This window comes from Cupriavidus sp. PET2-C1, from assembly GCF_054515855.1.
Window position 1 is genome coordinate 1,114,280 of sequence record NZ_CM137259.1, and the last position, 18,377, is coordinate 1,132,656.

Here is an 18,377-nt window from a genome sequence, read left to right on the forward strand (position 1 = left end):
TGGCGCGAAACTGGCGTGAAGTTTGCGAAATGCGGGGAGTAGGGCGGGAGAGAGCGAGGGGCCGGGGCGGGGCGCCGCGGCCAATGCCGGAACGGGAGCGGCGCGATGCCGCCCCCGATGGCTCACAGCGTGTCAGGCGTCGTGGCTGACCGCGATCTGGTTGAAGCGGCCTTCGCGGAAATCAGCCAGGGTCTGGTAGATCTCCTCCTGGGTGTTCATCACGAACGGCCCATATTGCGCGATCGGCTCGCCCAGCGGCTTGCCCGCGATCAGCAGGAAGCGCGCATCGGCCGTGGCCGTGACATTGACCCCGTCGGCGCCGGCGGCGTTGTCCAGCACGCCCATGCGCTGCGCTTCCAGCACGGCGGCGTTGTTGCCCGCGCCGACCGCGATCTCGCCGCGATAGGTGTACAGGAAGGCGTTATGCCCTTGCGGCAGCGCTTGCGAGAAGGTCTGCCCCGCCGGCAGCGAGACGTCCAGGTAGAGCGGCTCCGTGACCGGGCGCGTGACCGCGCCAGCCACCCCGTGCGAGGCGCCTGCCAGCACGCGCACGGTGGCGCCGCCCGGCAGCGCCACCGTGGGCACGTCGGCGGCCGGCAGGTCGCGGTACCAGGGCGCCGTCATCTTGTCCGCGGCGGGCAGGTTCAGCCACAGCTGGAAGCCTTCCATGCGGCCGTCTTCCTGCTCGGGCATCTCGGAGTGCACCACGCCGGCGCCGGCCACCATCCACTGGGCGCCGCCGTTCTCCAGCAGGCCTTCGTTGCCGGCGCTGTCGCGATGGCGCATGCGGCCGGCCAGCATATAGGTGATGGTCTCGAAGCCGCGGTGCGGGTGGTCGGGGAAGCCGCCGATATAGTCGTCGCGGCTATCGGTGCCAAACGCGTCCAGCATCAGGAACGGGTCCAGGCGGCGCTGCAGGTTCTGCGTGAGCACGCGGGTGAGCTTGACGCCGGCGCCGTCCGAGGTGGCGATGCCGCGCACCACGCGGTCGACCGCGCGCGAGCGCTGCACGGTCTCCGTAGCGGTGGCCGGGACGGTGGGGGTGGTAGGGGTGGCAGTGCGTTGTTCCATGATCGATCTCCTGTTGGCTGGGGATGGCGGCAATGGCGCGCGGCCCCAAAGGCTACCCTCGTAATTTAAGGGTTTGGGCCAGAACCGGTAGAGGCCATCCGGGCAAAAGATTGTTCTGCCCATGGCACGGCCAGGCCCTTGCGATGCCTCAATTCTGGAACAACGAGAGTGACGCCGGAATGCCGGGCGAAGCCTGATAGATACGGCCAGAAAGCGGCGCGAAAGTGTGGAGAAAGCGTGATAGTGACAAGATCGCTGTAATTGGGTATAATAGCGCTCTCGTTGTCATCCGATGCTGCGTAATCAAGTCGGGTTGGCAGGGTCCGGGCAGGCGTGTTTGAGTGCCGCCCCATCCCCTTGCTTCCCCAAGCGTGGCACCGGCCGATTGATCCGGCGGCGCGTCGGAACCACCAAATTTGCGCTGCCACTGGCCTCCCGTTCCTGCACCTTGCAGCGGGTTGCGCCGCTCCCGGGACGCCCGCCCTTACCGGCACGGTGTCCTTTCAATTGGGTTTCCCGCTCTCCAGCGTGAAGCCCGGCGCCCGTCCACCGGCTCATCTGCCGGTCATGGCGGGCAAGGCAATCTAGTCAGGGCCGGCGGGCCCCCATTTGCACCCGCCTGAGCCCACTTTGTTCGTCCGTCAATCCGGATGTGGTTTCTCGTGCCCACATCTGGCATGCGGACAGAGGGGAATATGTCCAAGCAATCCGTACAGGCGCTGGCCTGGGGATGTCTCACGCTCGCCGCGCTGGCCGCTCTGGTCACCTGGATCGGCGTCGATGTCATCCTGCAATATCAGGACCGCCTGTGGTACGACGTTGCCGACCACCTGCGCCTGGTGGCGTGGTCGATGGCGCTGGCGCTGGTCACCGGCATCCCGGCAGGCATCGGCCTGAGCCGTCCGTGCATGCGCCGCTGGGCCGACCGCCTGATGCAGGTCTTCAATATCGGCAATACCGTGCCATCGCTGGCGGTGCTGGCACTGGCCCTGGCCGTGCTCGGCATTGGCGAGCGGCCCGCCATCCTGGCGCTGTGGCTGGCTTCGCTGCTGCCGATCGTGCGCAATACCTGCGAGGGCTTGCTCGGCGTTTCCCCGGCACTGACCGAGGCCGCGCGCGGCCTTGGCATGACCGCCATGCAGCGCCTGTTCCGGGTCGAACTGCCCAACGCGCTGCCGGTGATCCTGGCGGGCGTGCGCATCAGCCTGGTGATCAATGTCGGCACGGTGCCGCTGTCCTTCCTGATCGGCGCCAACAGCCTGGGCGAATTGATTTTCCCTGGCATCTACCTGAACAACCAGCCCCTGCTGTTGCTGGGCGCCGCGGCCACCGCGCTGCTGGCACTCGCCCTCGATGGCCTGTTTGCCGCTGCCGGTTATTGCTACCTGCGCCGCCGCGGGCTGGCGCGCTAAGGCGCGCAAGGGCGCACCGAACATGAAGGAGAACCCGATGCATTTCATCACAAGCGCGCTGGCTCGCGCGGGCCGCGCGGCCCGCGGCCAGGCACGCATGCTGGCGAGTGTCGCCGTGCTTGCCGCAGTGGCAGCCATGGCGCTGCCGGCGCACGCCGACACCGTTCGCGTAGGCGGCAAGAATTTCACCGAACAGCTGATCCTGTCGTCGATGACCACGCAGTACCTGCAGGCCAAAGGCCTCACCACCGAGCTCACCGCCGGCCTGGGCAGCACGCTGATGCGCCAGGCCATGGAAAGCGGCCAGCTCGACGTGGTGTGGGACTACACCGGCACGGCGCTGATCGTGTTCAACAAGGTCGAGGAAAAGCTCGGCGCCACCGAGAGCTACGAGCGCGTCAAGACGCTCGACGCCGCGCGCGGCCTGATCTGGCTCGATGCCTCAGGCATCAACAACACCTATGCGCTGGCGATGCCGAGAAAGCGTGCCGAAGCCGCTGGCGTGGCCACGTTGTCGGCCTTCGCCGAGAAGATGCGCGCCGCCGGCGAGGGCACCGCCCATCCGTTCGCGGTCGACATGGAGTTCGCCGCGCGTCCCGACGGGCTGGAACCGCTCAAGGGGCTCTACAAGCTGCCGTTCTCGCGCCGCGACGTGATCCAGCTCGATCCGGGCCTGGTCTACACCGCGCTGAAGAACGACCAGGTCGAACTGGGCCTCGTCTATACCACCGATGGCCGCGTCAAGGGCTTCGACCTGGTGCTGCTGGAAGACGACCAGCACTTCTTCCCCGCCTACAACGCAGTGCCCGTGGTGCGCAAGGCAACGCTGGACGCGCATCCCGAGCTCGCCGGCTTGCTCAACGCGCTGGCGGCCCAGCTCGACAACGCGGCCATGACCGAGATGAACTACAAGGTCGATATCGACCAGCAGCCGGTCGACAAGGTGGCGCAGGAATTCCTGCGCGGCCACGGCCTGATCTGAGGAGGGCCGCATGGACTTGCTGACTTACCTCCAACACAGCTGGCCGACATTGCTCAAGCTCACCGGCCAGCATCTGGCGCTGGTGGGTTCCGCGGTGGGCCTGGCGATCGTCGTCGGCGTGCCGCTGGGCATCCTGTGCGCGCGCTTCCGTTTTCTCGCCACGCCGCTGCTGACGCTGGCCACCATCGTGCTGACCTTGCCGTCGATCGCGCTGTTCGGGCTGATGATCCCGATCTTCGCGCGCTTCGGCCACGCGCTGGGCTACGTGCCGGCGGTGACCGCGGTGTTCCTGTATTCGCTGCTGCCGATCATGCGCAATACCTGCGTGGCGCTCGCCAATGTCGACGACGGCATCCAGGAAGCCGGCCGCGGCATCGGCATGACCACCTGGCAGCGCATGCGGCTGGTGGACCTGCCGCTGGCCGTGCCCGTCATCCTCGGCGGCGTGCGTACCGCCGTGGTGATGAACATCGGCGTGGCCACCATTGCCGCCATCATCGGCGCGGGTGGCCTCGGGGTGCTGATCCTGCAAGCGATCAGCCAGAGCAACATGAGCAAGCTGGCGATCGGCGCGGTGCTGGTCAGCGTGCTCGCCATCGTGGCCGATGCCTGCCTGCAGTGGTTGCAGCGGGCGCTGACACCGAAAGGAATTCGCTGAACATGATTGAACTCGACCAACTCACCAAGACCTTCAGGCAAAAAGACGGCGCCGAAGTGCGCGCCGTCGATGCGGTTTCGCTCACCGTGCCCAAGGGCGAGATCTGCGTCTTCCTCGGCCCCTCGGGCTGCGGCAAGACCACCACGCTCAAGATGATCAACCGCCTGATCCAGCCTAGCTCCGGCCGGGTGCTCATCGGCGGCGAGGACACCACCCGCCTGGACGAAGTCACGCTGCGCCGCAAGATCGGCTACGTGATCCAGCAGATCGGCCTGTTCCCCAACATGACCATCGAGGAGAACATCATGGTGGTGCCGCGCCTGCTGGGCTGGGACAAGAAGCGCAGCCGCGAGCGCGCGCGCGAGCTGATGTCGATGGTGCAGCTCGATCCCGGCAAGATGCTCACGCGCTATCCGCGCGAGCTCTCGGGCGGGCAGCAGCAGCGTATCGGCGTGATCCGCGCGCTGGCGGCGGATGCACCCGTGCTGCTGATGGACGAGCCGTTCGGTGCGGTGGACCCGATCAACCGCGAGAGCATCCAGAACGAGTTCTTCCTGATGCAGCGCCAGCTCGGCAAGACCGTGATCATGGTCTCGCACGACATCGACGAGGCCATCAAGCTGGGCGACCGGGTGGCCGTGTTCCGCGGCGGCAAGCTGGTGCAGTTCGACCATCCCGACGCACTGCTGGCGCGTCCGGCCGACGATTTCGTGCAAGCGTTCATCGGCCACGACAACACGCTCAAGCGCCTGCTGCTGGTGCGCGCCGGCGATGCCGCCACCATGGCGCAGACCTGCAGCCCTGGCATGCCGCTGGCGCAGGCCTTCGCCATCATGGACGAGGCCGACGTGCGCCACCTGCCGGTGGTGGACGATGCGCAGCGCGCGCTAGGCTACGTCACGCGGCGCGATGCGCGCGCGGGGCAGGGCATGTGCGCGGATGCGATGCGGCCGTTCGTGGCGACCGCCGCGTTCGACGAGCACCTGCGCATCGTGCTCTCGCGCATGTACCAGCACAACACCAGCTGGCTGCCGGTGGTCGATGCCGATGGTGTCTACCTGGGCGAAGTCACGCAGGAGTCGATCGCCGACTATCTCAGCTCGGGCCGCTCGCGCGGGAATGCACCGGTGATCCAGCCGCCGCAGGCGCCGGCTGCCATCGAGCGCATTGCGGCGTAATGTCCAGCTAGCCTGAGATGAAAAAAAGGGCCGGAATTTCCGGCCCTTTTCCATGCGCGCGCGAATTCAGTCGCGGGCCAGTTGCCCGTCGGTGAGGCGCCACACGTTCAGCGGATTGCCATCCTGCAGCGCGGGCGGCAGCAGTTCCGCCGGGACGTTCTGGTAGCACACCGGGCGCAGGAAGCGCTCGATGGCCGATGCGCCCACCGAGGTGGCGCGCGTGTCGGACGTAGCCGGGAACGGCCCGCCGTGCACCATGGCGTACGACACTTCCACGCCCGTCGGATAGCCGTTGAACAGTACGCGCCCCGCCTTGCGCTCAAGCACGGTCAGCAGGCTGCCGGCCTCGGCACGATCCCCCGCATCCGCTTGCACGGTGGCGGTCAGCTGGCCTTCCAGGCGGCGCGCCACCGCCAGCATCTCCTCGTGGTCGCGGCATACGACCAGTACCGAGGATGGGCCAAACACTTCGGCTTCCATGCGGTGGTCCGCAAGGAAACGCGCGGCCGTGGTTTCGAACAGCGCGGGGCGGGCCTGGTTGGGGCCGCTGGCGGCCTGGCCGCTGCCGATGCGGCGCAGCCCTTCGATATCGCTGAGCTGGGCCACGCCATTGTCGTAAGCCTGGCTGATTCCGGGCGTCAGCATGGTCGCCGCCGCCTTTTCCGCCAATGCCGCAATCGCGCCTTGGCGGAACACGTCCAGCGCCGGGCTTTCCACCGCCAGCAGCAGGCCGGGGTTGGTGCAGAACTGGCCTACGCCCATCACCAGCGAATCCACCAGGTTGCGGGCGATCTCCGCGCCGCGGGCGGCCAGGGCTGCCGGCAGCAGGAACACCGGGTTGATGCTGCTCATTTCCGCATAGACGGGGATCGGCTGGGGACGGCTGTTGGCCGTCTGCACCAGCGCCAGGCCGCCGCTGCGCGAGCCCGTGAAGCCCACGGCCTGGATCGACGGATGCGCGACCAGGGCCGTGCCCACGGCAACGCCCGCGCCCACCAGCAGCGAGAACACGCCTTCGGGCAGGCCGGCATCGGCCACGGCCTTCTGGATCACGCGCCCGACCAGCTCGGAGGTGCCGAGGTGGGCAGAGTGCGCCTTGACGACGACCGGGCAGCCGGCCGCCAGCGCGGATGCGGTATCGCCGCCCGCCACCGAAAACGCGAGCGGGAAATTGCTGGCGCCGAACACCGCCACCGGGCCGACCGCGATCTTCTGCAGGCGCAGGTCGGGGCGCGGCGGCGTGCGCTCGGGCAGGGCGGAGTCGAGCGTGGCGGCTTGCCAGCGGCCATCGCGCAGCACGCTGGCGAACAGGCGCAACTGGCCGGCGGTGCGGGCACGCTCGCCCTGCAGACGCGCAACAGGCAATGCGCTCTCGGCGTGGGCGCGCTCGATCAGCGTATCGCCCAGGGCTTCCAGGCCGCTGGCGATCGACTCCAGGAACTGGGCGCGGGTTTCCGGCGAGGTGTTGCGGTAGGTGTCGAACGCGGCCTCGGCCAGCGCGCAGGCACGCTCGGCCTCGGCGGCGCCGCCGCCGTGGAATGCCGGTGCCAGAACTTCACCCGTGGCGGGGTTGGTGGCATGGAGGATCTTGGTGGTGCCGCGCACTGCGCTGGCGCCGATCAGCATTTCGCCGGTGATGGTCATGAGCGTTTCCTGCTTTTCAACTGCGATCAAGTGGGCGCGCGCCGTAGCTTGCGCTTGAGGCGGCGGGGATGTGGCCCCGGGCTAACACGCGGGACGCATCAATGGGGATACAGCTACATCATCGTTTATTGTAAGACATCCTACAACATAGGCCGCTTGTCGGGCAAGCAGGAATTCCCGGATCCCGCCGGGATGCGCCGGCAGGCCGGCCCTAGCCGGCTTCCACCGCCGCCGACGCCTTGCGCAGGCGCTCGCGGCTGTTGGTCAGGTGCATGCGCATGGCGGCCTTGGCGCCTTCGGGGTCGCGCCGCTCGATGGCGTCAAAGATGTTCTCGTGCTCGATATTGACGCGCTCGAGGTACTGCTCCCGCTCCTGCGCGCTGACATGCAGCCGGCTGCGCGGGATCACCATGGTGCCGAGGTGGCCCATGATGTCCGTGAAGTAGCGGTTGCCGGTGGCGCGCGCGATCAGCAGGTGGAACTCGAAATCGGCACCAACGGAATCCTCGCCGCCCGCCGCCGTGCGCTTGAGCTCGTCGAGCGCGCCACGCATCGCCGTCAGTTGCTCATCGCTGCGCCGCGATGCCGCCAGGCTGGCCGCCTCGGCCTCCAGGCTGACGCGGAATTCCAGCATGGCCAGCACGTCCATGGCAGTGCCCATGGTGGCGGGGTCGATGCGAAAGGGCGAGCCGTTCTCAGCGCTGCGCGCCAGCACGAAGGTGCCGATGCCGTGGCGGGTTTCCACCAGCCCGCTGGCCTGTAGCCGCGACAGCGCTTCGCGTACCACGGTGCGGCTGACGCCGAGCGCGGCCATGATTTCGGACTCGGTCGGCAGCTTGTCGCCCGGCTTGAGCTGGCCTTGCTGGATGCGCTCGCTCAGGTTGCTCACCGCCTCTTCGGCAAGCGTACGGCCGCGCCGCCGCAGCGGGGGAGTGGAGGCAAACATCGGGTTTGACATGGTGATGGGCTGGGGCTTGACCGGATCGCAATAGGCTCATTATACTGCGTCGTAAGTTATATGACGACAGATAACAGGTGTCTCCCGCTGCATGGGCTGTAGCAGCCGCGTCGGGACCTGGCAAGCACCGCACACAAGGATCCGGCAGCAGCCGGCGCATCCAACCCGAGACAACCCGCAAGGGCCGGCAGCCAACGCGGCGAGCCGCTCTTCCTGCTGGAGTTCAACATGACCCAATCATCCCTTTGCGCCGCGCCCATGGCAGGCACGCCCGTGATCACCGAGCTGACCGTCGTGCCGGTGGCCGGCCACGACAGCATGTTGATGAACCTGTCCGGCGCGCACGGTCCGTTCTTCACCCGCAATATCGTCATCCTGAAAGACAGCGCGGGCAATACGGGCGTAGGCGAGGTGCCCGGCGGCGAAGCGATCCGCCAGACGCTGGAGGATGCGCGCGAACTCCTGGCCGGCCAGTCGATCGGCAACCACCAGGCGCTGCTCAATCGCGTGCGCACCGCTTTTGCCAGCCGCGACGCGGGTGGGCGTGGCCTGCAGACCTTCGACCTGCGCATCGCCATCCATGCGGTCACCGCGCTCGAGGCCGCGCTGCTCGACCTGCTGGGCAAGCATCTGGGCGTGCCGGTGGCCGCGCTGTTGGGCGAAGGCCAGCAGCGCGATGCCGTGGAGATGCTGGGCTACCTGTTCTATATCGGAGACCGTAACCGCACCACGCTCGGCTATCGCAGCGAGCCCGAGGCGGACAACGACTGGTTCCGCTTGCGCAATGAAGCCGCCATGAATGCCGAGGGCGTGGTACGCCTGGCGCAAGCTGCCTATGAGCGCTATGGCTTCAACGATTTCAAGCTCAAGGGCGGCGTGCTGCGCGGCGACGAAGAGATGGAAGCCATCCTGGCGCTCGCCGAGCGCTTCCCCAAGGCGCGCATCACCCTGGATCCCAATGGCGCGTGGTCGCTGGCCGAAGCCGTGCGCCTGTGCCGCGACAAGCATGGCGTGCTGGCCTATGCCGAAGATCCTTGCGGCGCGGAAGAGGGCTACTCGGGCCGCGAGGTCATGGCCGAGTTCCGTACCGCCACCGGCCTTCCCACCGCCACCAACATGGTCGCGACCGACTGGCGCCAGATGGGCCACGCGGTGCGCCTGCAATCGGTGGACATCCCGCTGGCCGATCCGCATTTCTGGACCATGCAGGGCTCGGTGCGGGTGGCGCAGATGTGCGCCGAGTGGGGCCTGACCTGGGGTTCGCATTCGAACAATCACTTCGATATTTCGCTGGCGATGTTCACCCACGTGGCCGCCGCCGCGCCGGGCCGCGTCACTGCCATCGACACCCACTGGATCTGGCAGGACGGCGAGCGCCTGACCAAGGCGCCGCTGAAGATCGAGAACGGCAAGGTGGCCGTGCCGACGGCGCCGGGCCTGGGCGTGGAACTCGATATGGAGCAACTCGCGCTGGCGCACGAGCGCTACAAGAACATGGGGCTGGGTGCGCGCGACGACGCCGTCGCCATGCAGTTCCTGATCCCGGGCTGGACCTTCAACAACAAGGCGCCCTGCATGGTCCGGTGAGCCGCATCTGCGGCCCCCCACGAATAAAAGAAAACCACCAAGAACCAGGAGACAACCATGAACAAACCTGATGGCCGGCCAGCTGCCGCGGGCACGCTTGCCGCACCCGCGCGGCGCAAGTTCGGCCGGCTCGCCGCGGCCATGCTCGCCGCCACGACGGCACTGGCCGCCGCAGGCGCCGTGACCAGCGCCGCGGCCGCCTCGCCGGCATGGCCCCAGAAGGCCGTATCCGTGGTGGTGCCATTCCCTGCGGGCGGCTCCACCGACACCATCGCGCGCATGCTGGCGGTGCCGCTCAATGAAAAGCTGGGCCAGCCGTTCGTGATCGACAATCGCCCCGGCGCCACCGGGGCCATCGGCGCGACCATGGTCAAGCGCGCACCTGCCGATGGCTACACCTTGCTGGTGGCGTCGATCGGCGTCTATGCCGTGAACCCGTTCCTGCAAAAAAACCTGGGCTATGACCCGGCCAAGGACTTCGACCTGCTGACGGTGGCCGTGCGCGCGCCCAACGTGCTGGTCACCAAGCCGGATTTCCCTGCGAAGAACTTGCAGGAGCTGGTCGCGTACATGAAGAAGAATCCGGGCAAGGTGGCCTTCGCCAGCTCCGGCGCCGGTTCGTCCGACCATTTGACCGCCGCGCTGTTCTGGCAGAAGTCCGGCACTGACGGGCTTCACGTCCCCTACAAGGGCGGGGCGCCGGCCATCTCCGACCTGCTCGCAGGCCAGGTGGACGTCTCGTTCCAGAACGTCAACGCGGTGCTGCAACATATCCGCAGCGGCAAGCTCAAGGCGCTGGCCGTGACCGGCGACAAGCGCTCGGCGGTGCTGCCGAACGTGCCCACCATGGCGGAGGGCGGCGTGAAGGACGTGGACGTGTATTCGTGGCAAGCCGTGGCCGCGCCGCGCGGGCTGCCGAAGGACGTCAAGGCCAGGCTGCATGCCGCGCTGGTCGGTTCGCTCAACGAGCCGCAGATGCGCCAGAAGCTGGCCGAGAACGGTTTCGAGGTGGTCGCCAATACGCCGGAGCAGTTCGAGCAGTTCGAGAAGCAGGAGCTCCAGCGCTGGAAGGGCGTGATCGAGGCGGGCAAGATCAGCATCGATTAGGCACGCGCGATCCATTCAGGCATTGCTCTTTGCCCCGCCAAAAGCGGGGCGTTTTTGTTTTGGCAGGCAGGTTTGGACGAGGGCCCGCGCGACCTGATAGGCTTGGGAAATCACGCTTGGACACGCCCATGCGCGTCCTGTGCTATCGCACCGCTGTCGCCCGCCATGATCCGCTTCTGCAAATCGCCCCTCTGCCTGCTGATCGAGACCAAGTCCCGCTGGCTGATTCCGCGCGGGTTCGATGGCTTCGCGCCGGGACCGCTGATCCTGGTGCGGCCCGGCGTGAGCCACGCGCTGATCGAGCATGAGAAGGTGCATGTGCGCCAGTTCTGGCGCTGGTGCGGCCTGATGGGCGTGCTCTACCTGGCGAGCCCGCGCTGGCGGCTGCGTTTCGAGCTGGAGGCCTACCGCGAGCAATTGAGGCACAGCGAGCCGGACGCCGCGCATCACTTCGCGCGCATGCTGGCCCGGCACTACCGGCTGGATATTACGCAGGAGCAGGCGTATCGCTTGCTGACGGCGCCGGTCGAGCCAGGCTGAGCCGGGCAGCGCGGACCGCTTCAGCCGAGATGGCTGCGCTTGTGGGTGATCAGCGCGAGCGCCACGATGCAAGGGTCATTGCGAGGAGGCCTGGCACTGCGGCGCCGTGCGGCGATGTCTTGAGGGGGGCTGTCAATCTAGTGCGTAACGGGGTGCGGTAATTTGGGGAAGCGTCTGAATCGTTGTGAGGATAACTCCGCACGCGTAACGAAGCGCCGGCTGTGCCGTGGAGAAAAGTCTGGCGGAAGCGGTGACCGCGAGAATTCAGGCCAGTGCAATCCAATCAAATATTAAAAAATTACTTAAATCAATTTATTGTCAAATATGTTAATGGTTGTCGGATTGGAGCCGGGGCCCTTCATATTCCACCAACCCGTTGTTTGCCGAGATGGTGCGCGATATCGTCGGGCTGTACCTGACCCCTCCGCTCAAGGGCATGGTGTGGGGAAGCATGGCGTGCCTGCTCCGCCACAATCGGGTGTCGCGGTAATCGCCAGCCACGTGGAAGTCACGGCGAGTCATGTGGCCGTGACGCCCTTGGCGATCACGACGGAGCCTAACGTGCATCAGGCTGGATCGTAAGGCCCTATAGGCCGAGGCTGCTCGTCCGTTTGCCTCGTTATCAACGTTCTTGGTGCTCTTTGATCACTTCTTGCGCTCGTGCAGCACGGAGGCATGGACGTGCCATTCATTGGGAGACACGCAACGTGAAATATGGGTTCGTGGGCGGGACCAATGGCGACGGCCGGCACACCGCAGCCGGTGGCTGTCTGAAATTCGCGACGTGCTGGACAAATATCCTGTCGGCCCGTACGAATGAGTGGCGGAGGCACACACAAATTGCTAAATTAAGCAGAGTCCGTCCGGAAGCACACATTAAAATTAGCCGGAAGAACTGGAATACAAAAAAATAAACGTACTTCGGGGTCAATCATGGGTCAGTCTTCTTGCCGAGAGCCGGCAGGCGCGTTGGTTGGTGCGCGTTTGTTTATCGCCGGTGAACCGAGGACGGCAACGGCTTTGCGCATGGTCAGCGCACAGTTGGGATTCACGCTGATTGAAGTGATGATCACGGTGGTCATCATCGCGATCCTTGCGGCCATCGCTTATCCCTCGTACACCCGATACGTGATCCGGAGCAACCGCTCCGCCGCCCAGAGTTTCATTCTTGGGGTGGCCAACCAGCAAGAGCAGTACAACCTCGACGCACGTCAATACGCTACCACCATGACGGCGCTCGGCTATGCCACCGTTCCCACGGAAGTCGCGAAGAACTACAACGTCACCGTGGCAGCCAGCAACGCTGCTACCCCGCCGACCTATCTCGTGACCGCCACGCCGACCGGCGCGCAGGCTACCAACGACACCGGATGCATGAATCTCACCATTGACCAGACTGGCGCCAAGGGGATCAGTGGCAGCGGCACCGTTGCCAGTTGCTGGTGAGTGTGGATCATGGAGGGAAAAATGTTGCCCAGCTTGGCAGAAGCGCGGCACGCGCGAAGGCACCCGCAACGGGGGTTCACCTTGATCGAACTGATTACCGCAGTGACGATCATCGCCATTCTGGCGGCGATCGCCACCCCGTATTTTCGAGATTTCATATTGGGGCAGCGGATCCGGGCGGCTGGCTATGATGTCGTCTCAGCACTGATCTACGCTCGCAGCGAGGCTATAAAACGCAATAGCGGTGTTACCGTCGCTGCAGCGACGGGCGGCTGGCAGAACGGCTGGACGGTCACAAGTGGCACCATCACGCTCAGCCAGCACGAGGCGTTGCAGGGGCTGACCATGACGGGCCCTGTGGCCGGGCTCGTCTACAACGGCAATGGCCGCCTCGCTGCCACGGTCAGTTCTTTTGGCATCAGTGCAGCCAGCTCCAGCGCACCGCAGCGCTGCATCAACATCGATTTGAGCGGGCTGCCAAGCAGCCAGGCAGGGAGTTGCTGATGCGCAGGCCGCCGCCAGAAGACCGCCAGTCGGGATTCAGCCTGATCGAGGCTCTCGTTACGCTGATCATCCTGCTGGTCGGACTGCTGGGCCTTGTGGGCCTGATGTTGACCAGCCAGCGCGCCGAGGCCGAGTCGTACCAGCGTACCCAGGCCCTGATTCTGCTGCAGGACATGATCGGCCGCATCAATGCCAACCGGTCGGTCGCCGGCTGTTATGCCTTCACCACCGATCCGGTCAACGGGCAGCCCTATCTTGGGACTGGCGCGGCCGCCGCGCCGGCGTGCTCCCTTGGTACCGTCCAGGCCTACACCATGGCCAACGGGGATCTTGCGACCTGGAGCAACCTGCTCGCCGGCGCGGCTGAAACCAGTGCCAGTGGCAGCGTCGGCGCCATGATCGGCGCGCGCGGCTGCGTCAGCTATGACAGCGTCAGCGGCGTCTATCTGGTTAGCGTGGCCTGGCTGGGCATGGGGAAGACGGTGGCGCCGGGCGCGGGCCTTGGCTGCGGCAAGGGGCTGTACGCTGACGAAACGCGGCGGCGGGTGGTCAGCGCAACGCTGCAGATTGCCAACCTGAACTGAGGCTCGACACATGGCAAAGTCAACCGCCTCACTACGATTGCGCTCCCGCCACGCGGGCTTTTCGCTGGTCGAACTGATGATCGCGATCGTGATCGGCCTGTTCCTGATGGCAGGTGTCGCGGCGCTGATCAGCCAGCAGAGCAGCACCCGCACCGAGCTCGACAAGTCCGCCCGGCAGATTGAAAATGGTCGCTATGCATTTACGCTGCTGGAGGACGATATCCAGCATGCCGGCTACTATGGCCAGTTTGGCGGCACGTTTGCGGCCCTGTCTGCCTTGCCGGATCCGTGCGCAATCGACACGACCAGCATTGGCAATGCCTTCGCCTTGCCCATGCAGGGTTACGACGCTCCAGCCACCGTACCGGCTCCGCTGTCGGCCTGCCTGCCGAATGCAAATCACGTAGCAGGGACGGATATCCTGGTGGTGCGCCGCCTGGAAACGAGCGACACCCTCCCAACGCTTGCCACTGCCGTAGCGGGCCAGGTCTATGTGCAAACTACCCCCACCGGTACGCCGGTGACGGCCGTCGGTCCGGACCCCACACCGGCAACCCCTTCCGTGTACACCCTGGTGCAAAACGACGGCGTCACGCCGGCCGCGCTGCGCCGTTACATCGAGCATATCTATTTCATCAGCCCGTGCAACATCTTGGCTGCTGGCGCCACCACCTGCACCGCGGGCGCGGATGGCGGCAAGCCGGTGCCGACGCTAAAGCGCCTGGAAATCGCAGTAGCTGGCGGCACGTCGAGTTGGGTCACGACGCCACTGGTCGACGGTATCGAGAACCTGCAACTGGACTATGGCGTCGACGCCGTTGGCGCGGGCGCGCCAGCCGTTCCCTTTATAACCACGCCAGCGCTGGCCGACTGGCCCAATGTCATGGCCGTGCAGGTCAACTTGCTGGCGCGCAACACGCAAGTGTCCGCCTTCGTCGACAGCACGTTGGCGGCGAAGACCTACAGCATGGGAGTGGCCGGCTCAGTAGGCCCCTTCTCGGACAATTTCAAGCGGCACGTCTACACCGGCGTCGTGCGCGTCATCAACCCCAGCAGCCGGAGAGAGTGAAGATGAGGCTTCGATCATTCCAGGGCAGGCTTCGCCAGGCTGGTATGAGCCTGGTGGTGGGGCTGGTCATGTTGATTGTCCTGACACTAATGGTGGTCTCGGCCGTGCGCATGAGCAAGACCAACCTGAAAGTTGTGGGCAACCAGCAAGCCAAAATCGAGGCTACGGCCGCCGCGCAGCAGGCGATCGAGAGAATCATCGGCTCGGTCAGCAATTTCTACACGCCCGCCGCGCAGACTTTCAGCATCGATATCAATAACGACGGCACGGCGGACTACACCGTCCAGACTGCTAAGCCGGCTTGCTTGCAGATGACCGCGGCGGACGGTTACAGCGTCGATTTCGCCGACTCTGCGCCGAAGGATACCTATTGGGATATCAGTGCGGTTGCAACCGACAATCGAACCGGCATCTCCGTCACGGTGCATCAAGGCGCCAGGGTGCGGATGAATTCGACGGCGACCTGTCCCTAGACAACAACTTGTATCGCCCCGGGGGGCCACCGTGAATATATTGAGACTGCTGAAGCTCATTCTGCTGGCCTCGCTGGCGCTAGTGTCGATCACCGGCCGCACAGATGACACCGATATCTTCAACCAGCCGCCAGGCGTGAAATCGCCGGCGCCGAACATCCTGTTTATCCTGGACAACACGGCCAACTGGTCGAAGGCCTCGCAGAAGTGGGTCGGATCGCCAACGCAGGGCCAGGCGGAACTGACGGCCATCAAGAACTTCGTGGCTGGCCTGACGAAGCCGGCCAATGTGGGCCTGATGATGTTGTCCCTGGCAAACAAGCGCGATGGCGGCTACCTGCGCTATGGCATACGCGATATGAGCGTGGCCGCCAATAACACTGCGTTGCAGAACATCGTTGGCGGCATCGATGTCAATGCTCCGGATGAAAAGATCGACCAGGCTTCCGGTGACTACGCCAACGCCTTGTACGAAGCCTGGCTCTATCTCAATGGTTCCAACAGTTGGGCGGGCATGGATCCGCTTGCGGATTACTCCGGCAACGCCGGAACCAGCAAGGATAATCTGACAACCTCCGCCACCGGCGGCTTGTCCTCGGGCTACGCCTACAAGGGCTCCGCCAATGGCTCGGCGTACAACAGCCCGATTGGCAGCAGCGGCTGTGCGCACACCTATATCATCTTCATTGGCAACAACCGACAGGGCCAGTTGCCGCCCGTGCCCGCCAGCACGGACCCGGCCGCTACCACGCTGGCGAAATACCCTGGGTATTCCACGATCTCGAATGTCCAGGCCGCCTGGGCACGCTTCCTGAAATTGCGCCCGGACCTCGGCGCCGGTAGCGCGGCCGCTGCGAATGGATCCGTGACCACCTTCACCATCGACGCTTACAACGCGCAGCAAAATACCGATTTCACGGCCATGATGAAGAGCGTCGCCGGCAATGGCGGCGGCGACTATTTCCAGGCCGGCAGTGATACCGCTCTGGCGGCGGCGTTGAGCAATATCCTGGCTCAGATCCAGGCGGTGAACTCAGTTTTCGCGTCGGTTTCCCTGCCGGTGTCGGTAAGCGTGCGTGGCACCTATCTGAACCAGGTGTACCTGGGCACGTTCCGCCCGGACGCCTATGCCAAGCCGAACTGGGTTGGCAACCTGAAGCAGTACCAGCTGGCTGTGGACTCGACCGGCAACGTGTATATGGCCGATAGCGTTGGCGCGAAGGTGCTGAGCAGCACAACGGGCTTCGTCAACCCAAATGTGATCAGCTTCTGGACCAATCCTTCAACCTTCTGGGATCCTAATTACTACGTGGATTCGCAGGGCGTGGGAGGCAGTTCGGATTCACCTGACGGCGACCTGGTGGAAAAAGGCGGCGTGGGGCAATACCTGCGCACCGCGTTTGCGAATAATCAGGCGAGCCGCAACGTCTATACCTGCACCGGCAGTTGCACGTCGGGTTCTTCCCTGTCTGGCACGCCATTCAGCACCAGCAATTCCTCGATCGTGGCCACAATGCTCGGCCTGTCGAGCGGGGCCAACACCGAGCCTGTCATCAATTGGGTGCGAGGGGGCAATACCCTGGCGGACGATCCCCTTGTCGCCAATCCTTCCGCCTCGCCTGTCTACAATATTCGTGGCTTCGCGCATGGCGACGTGCTGCACTCCCGGCCGGCTGTGATCAACTACAACCGCACTGCCGACGATATCGTGGTCTTCTACGGTGCCAACGATGGCATGTTGCATGCTGTCAAGGGTGGTCAGAGCAGTGCCGGCGGAACGGAGTTGTGGAGCTTCATCCCGTCCGAGCATTTCCCGAAGTTCGGCAGGATGTATAACCACTCGCCGTCGATTTCGAGTTCGGCGCCGAAGCCATACTTCGTGGATGGTTCGTCAACGGCCTATACGGAGTCGGACCCCACCACCGGGGCGGTCACCAAGGCTTATCTGTTCCTGACCATGCGTAGGGGCGGGAACTTCATCTATGCCCTGGATGTGACCAACCCAACCGCACCGAAGCTGCTGTGGAAGCATGGCGCCAGCGATACGGGTTTCGGTGAGTTGGGGCAGACCTGGTCGGACCTGCGCATCGCGAAGGTGAAGGCCAATCAGGGCAATCCAGTCGTTGTTTTTGGCCTGGGCTACGATACCGCCGCCAACGACACCATCGTGCAAGGCACCGCTACCCAGGGCCGCGGCGTGATGGTGCTGGATGCGGCCACCGGCAATCTGGTCTGGCAGGCCGGCCCGGCCGCGGCCACCGGCTCATCGGGCTTGAACGTGCCGGGTATGACCTACGCTATTCCCTCCAATGTCGCGATCTACGATTCCAACCGCGACGGATATATCGATCGTCTATACGCCGCCGATACCGGCGCCAACATCTGGCGGATCAACATCGGCGACGCCTCGCCGGCGAACTGGACCGTGACCAAGCTTGCCTCGCTCGGAGGAAGCAGTGCCGCTGCGCGCAAGTTCCTTTACGCGCCTGACATCGTGCCCGCCACCGCGCTGAACCCGACCGATAGCCTGCTGATCGGCTCCGGTGACCGAGAGCACCCGTTCGACACGACCATCCAGAATCGGTATTACATGATCAAGGATGACCACAGCCTGAATGCCGTGCGTTCGACCCCCATCACTGAAGGAGTGGCCGGCGCCACGACCGGCGTTGCCGGTCAGCTCTATGACGCCACCGCCGATCTGGTGCAAGTCGGCACCCCAGCCCAGATCGCTGCCGCCAAGCAGGCGCTATCGACGGCAAGCGGCTGGTATGTCACGCTCGGTGCGGGGGAGAAGGTTGTCAGCGGCTCCACTACACTGTCCGGCACGGTCATGTTTACCACCAACACCCCGGCTACCGCGGCTACCAATTCGTGTACGGGAAACCTCGGGGAAGCGCGGTACTACATGATGAACTATCTGACCGCCGCTTCCACCAGTGATCTCACGGGCGACGGTGGCTTGACGGCCGCAGATCGCTATCTAGTGCTAACCGGCGGCGGCTACGCGCCCACGCCGGTCCCGATCTCGGTCCAGATCGGCGGCAACACGTACCAGGCGGCCGTCAGCGGCACCAATGTATTCACGCCGTCCGGACCTACGTTGGGTCGTCGCTATCGTACTTACTGGCGGGGGATTATCGACTAGGGGCGGCGCTTGGCGC

At 65.0% G+C, this 18,377-nt stretch carries 16 protein-coding genes; 13 read left to right on the forward strand and 3 right to left on the reverse strand.

From position 1 onward, the window contains the following. Positions 1-132: 132 nt before the first annotated feature. Positions 133-1,071 (reverse strand): pirin family protein, encoded by a 939-nt coding sequence (locus ACX12D_RS05050; RefSeq protein ID WP_459373149.1) that lies wholly within the window; start codon positions 1,069-1,071, stop codon positions 133-135. A 695-nt stretch (positions 1,072-1,766) separates the two neighbouring features. On the opposite strand from ACX12D_RS05050, the gene ACX12D_RS05055 reads away from it, so the two are divergent. Genes ACX12D_RS05055 through ACX12D_RS05070 form a run of 4 tightly spaced genes read left to right on the forward strand, consistent with a single transcriptional unit; the run spans position 1,767 to position 5,301 of the window. Next, a complete protein-coding gene (locus ACX12D_RS05055) occupies positions 1,767-2,483 on the forward strand; it encodes an ABC transporter permease (protein ID WP_174423121.1) in 717 nt (238 codons plus the stop codon). 37 nt (positions 2,484-2,520) lie between these two features. Beyond that, positions 2,521-3,465 carry a glycine betaine ABC transporter substrate-binding protein gene (locus ACX12D_RS05060; protein ID WP_459373150.1) on the forward strand — a complete coding sequence of 315 codons (945 nt, stop codon included), beginning with the start codon at positions 2,521-2,523 and terminating at the stop codon, positions 3,463-3,465. A gap of 10 nt (positions 3,466-3,475) precedes the next feature. After that, complete coding sequence (locus ACX12D_RS05065) at positions 3,476-4,123, forward strand: ABC transporter permease (RefSeq protein WP_006162433.1); 648 nt, start codon at positions 3,476-3,478, stop codon at positions 4,121-4,123. A 2-nt stretch (positions 4,124-4,125) separates the two neighbouring features. Continuing rightward, the gene (locus tag ACX12D_RS05070; protein WP_459373151.1) at positions 4,126-5,301 is read left to right on the forward strand and encodes an osmoprotectant ABC transporter ATP-binding protein OsmV; all 1,176 of its coding nucleotides are present in this window, start codon (positions 4,126-4,128) and stop codon (positions 5,299-5,301) included. A 66-nt stretch (positions 5,302-5,367) separates the two neighbouring features. Here the strand turns inward: ACX12D_RS05070 and ACX12D_RS05075 are convergent, their stop codons facing one another. Together ACX12D_RS05075 and ACX12D_RS05080 are read right to left on the reverse strand one after the other, a co-directional pair. Next, a complete protein-coding gene (locus ACX12D_RS05075) occupies positions 5,368-6,945 on the reverse strand; it encodes an aldehyde dehydrogenase (NADP(+)) (protein WP_459373152.1) in 1,578 nt (525 codons plus the stop codon). 211 nt (positions 6,946-7,156) lie between these two features. Next, the gene (locus tag ACX12D_RS05080) at positions 7,157-7,903 is read right to left on the reverse strand and encodes a FadR/GntR family transcriptional regulator (RefSeq protein ID WP_254615405.1); all 747 of its coding nucleotides are present in this window, start codon (positions 7,901-7,903) and stop codon (positions 7,157-7,159) included. A 228-nt stretch (positions 7,904-8,131) separates the two neighbouring features. Between ACX12D_RS05080 and gudD the strand changes: the two genes are divergently transcribed. The 9 genes from gudD to ACX12D_RS05125 all read left to right on the forward strand — a co-directional run bounded on the left by gudD (position 8,132) and on the right by ACX12D_RS05125 (position 18,361). Beyond that, a complete protein-coding gene (gene gudD, locus ACX12D_RS05085) occupies positions 8,132-9,490 on the forward strand; it encodes a glucarate dehydratase (RefSeq protein ID WP_459373153.1) in 1,359 nt (452 codons plus the stop codon). Between the two features lie 141 nt (positions 9,491-9,631). Further along, a complete protein-coding gene (locus tag ACX12D_RS05090; RefSeq protein WP_441639449.1) occupies positions 9,632-10,597 on the forward strand; it encodes a Bug family tripartite tricarboxylate transporter substrate binding protein in 966 nt (321 codons plus the stop codon). A 165-nt stretch (positions 10,598-10,762) separates the two neighbouring features. Next, entirely contained in the window at positions 10,763-11,137 is a 375-nt protein-coding gene (locus tag ACX12D_RS05095; protein ID WP_459373154.1) for a hypothetical protein, read from the forward strand. A 933-nt stretch (positions 11,138-12,070) separates the two neighbouring features. Continuing rightward, positions 12,071-12,583 carry a type IV pilin protein gene (locus ACX12D_RS05100; RefSeq protein WP_459373155.1) on the forward strand — a complete coding sequence of 171 codons (513 nt, stop codon included), beginning with the start codon at positions 12,071-12,073 and terminating at the stop codon, positions 12,581-12,583. Positions 12,584-12,664: 81 nt separating this feature from the next. Next, complete coding sequence (locus tag ACX12D_RS05105; RefSeq protein ID WP_459373156.1) at positions 12,665-13,087, forward strand: GspH/FimT family pseudopilin; 423 nt, start codon at positions 12,665-12,667, stop codon at positions 13,085-13,087. Next, positions 13,087-13,671, forward strand: a complete 585-nt coding sequence (gene pilV, locus ACX12D_RS05110; RefSeq protein ID WP_459373157.1) for a type IV pilus modification protein PilV — start codon at positions 13,087-13,089, stop codon at positions 13,669-13,671. The genes ACX12D_RS05105 and pilV overlap by 1 nt, the downstream gene beginning before the upstream one ends. A gap of 10 nt (positions 13,672-13,681) precedes the next feature. Next, a complete protein-coding gene (locus ACX12D_RS05115; RefSeq protein WP_459373158.1) occupies positions 13,682-14,740 on the forward strand; it encodes a PilW family protein in 1,059 nt (352 codons plus the stop codon). Between the two features lie 2 nt (positions 14,741-14,742). Further along, the gene (locus ACX12D_RS05120) at positions 14,743-15,213 is read left to right on the forward strand and encodes a pilus assembly PilX family protein (protein ID WP_459373159.1); all 471 of its coding nucleotides are present in this window, start codon (positions 14,743-14,745) and stop codon (positions 15,211-15,213) included. 31 nt (positions 15,214-15,244) lie between these two features. Further along, positions 15,245-18,361, forward strand: coding sequence for a pilus assembly protein (locus tag ACX12D_RS05125; protein WP_459373160.1), 3,117 nt, complete (start codon positions 15,245-15,247; stop codon positions 18,359-18,361). Positions 18,362-18,377: the final 16 nt, after the last annotated feature.